Here is a 1,311-nt window from a genome sequence, read left to right on the forward strand (position 1 = left end):
GCGTTTTTGCTTACTTTTTTGGCGTTTGAAAAAAGTGAGTCGCCGTAAGGGCGAAACCATAAGTGGCCACACCCGCAGCACCGGATATGTACCCCATCCGCTCGCCATAAGGGCGAAACCGCCAGCGGCCACACCCGCAACAACGGATATGTACCCAACTCCCAAGCCATCAAGACGAACCCGCCAGCCACCTCACCCGCAGCAACCACTATGCCCCCCTATCCAAATCCCCCCACATGCTAATGTTCCCCCTCTGCCCAGAAGCTGCGAGCCCCCATGTCTTTCGTCATCCGCACCCACCCCCGCTTGACCATCGGTGTATTGATCGGCTGCGCCGTGGCCCTCCTCGCCCCCGCCCAGACCCTGACCGGCAAGATCCTCATCGGCTGGAACGCCGCAGTCTGGACCTACCTGGCGCTGATGTTCTGGCTAACCGTGCGGGCCCGGGCCGAGGACGTGAAACGCATCGCCGAAGTCGAGGACGAAAACGCCGGGCTGGTGCTGTTGATCGTCTGCGTCGCCGCCATCGCCAGTCTGGTGACCATTACCCTGGAGCTGGTGGGCAGCAAGGATCTGGATACCACTCAGCGCCTGCTGCATTACGGCTTCACCGGACTCACGGTGATCGGTTCCTGGTTGCTGGTGGGGGTGATCTTCAGCGTGCATTACGCCCGTCTTTACTACACCTGGAACGGCAAGGAGCCGGCCCTGCGCTTTGCCGAGGAACTGACAACGCCGAACTATTGGGACTTCCTCTACTTCTCCTTCACCATCGGTGTGGCGGTGCAGACCTCGGATGTCGGCGTGGCCACCCGCGAGCTGCGCAAGATCGTCCTCGCCCAATCGTTGATCGGCTTTCTGTTCAACACCGCGATCCTCGGCTTTTCCATCAATATCGCCGCCGGGCTGTTCAGCTGAAACCGCACAAAACTTCTAGACCCCAGCCCTGGCACAAAGGCTGGATGAGCCTGTGGCCGTGAGGCGCACCCAGGCAGTCGTCACAGTGCAAAAGCCGGTCGCCACAGAGCGTTTCCCGGACCGTTGGCGCCACGTAAGGTGGCCAGTACGGCGCAACAAGACGCCGCTCTGAACAAAAAGCCACCTGCCGGAAGAGATCCTCTGATGAAAGCACCGTTCAAGCGTTGTTTCCTGGTCCTCTGCGCCGCTGCACTTCTGAGCTCCTCCACCTGGGCCGCCGAGCCCGCTTCCTGCAAGGCGGTACGCATGGGGGTGGTCAACTGGACCGACGTGATCGCCACCAGCGCCATGGCCGACGTGCTGCTCGGCGGCCTGGGCTACGACAGCAAGCAG

The 1,311-nt window shown here is 61.5% G+C and carries 1 protein-coding gene and 1 pseudogene; both read left to right on the forward strand.

Annotated features, from left to right (window positions below; all coding sequences use genetic code 11):
- Positions 1–276: 276 nt before the first annotated feature.
- Complete coding sequence (locus BLX41_RS14475) at positions 277–918, forward strand: DUF1345 domain-containing protein (protein WP_123725445.1); 642 nt, start codon at positions 277–279, stop codon at positions 916–918.
- Positions 919–1,122: 204 nt separating this feature from the next.
- A pseudogene (locus tag BLX41_RS35385) lies at positions 1,123–1,311 on the forward strand (glycine/betaine ABC transporter substrate-binding protein); the annotation flags it as partial.

Origin of the sequence: Pseudomonas protegens (genome assembly GCF_003732485.1) — a bacterium.
Classification (GTDB): domain Bacteria; phylum Pseudomonadota; class Gammaproteobacteria; order Pseudomonadales; family Pseudomonadaceae; genus Aquipseudomonas; species Aquipseudomonas protegens_B.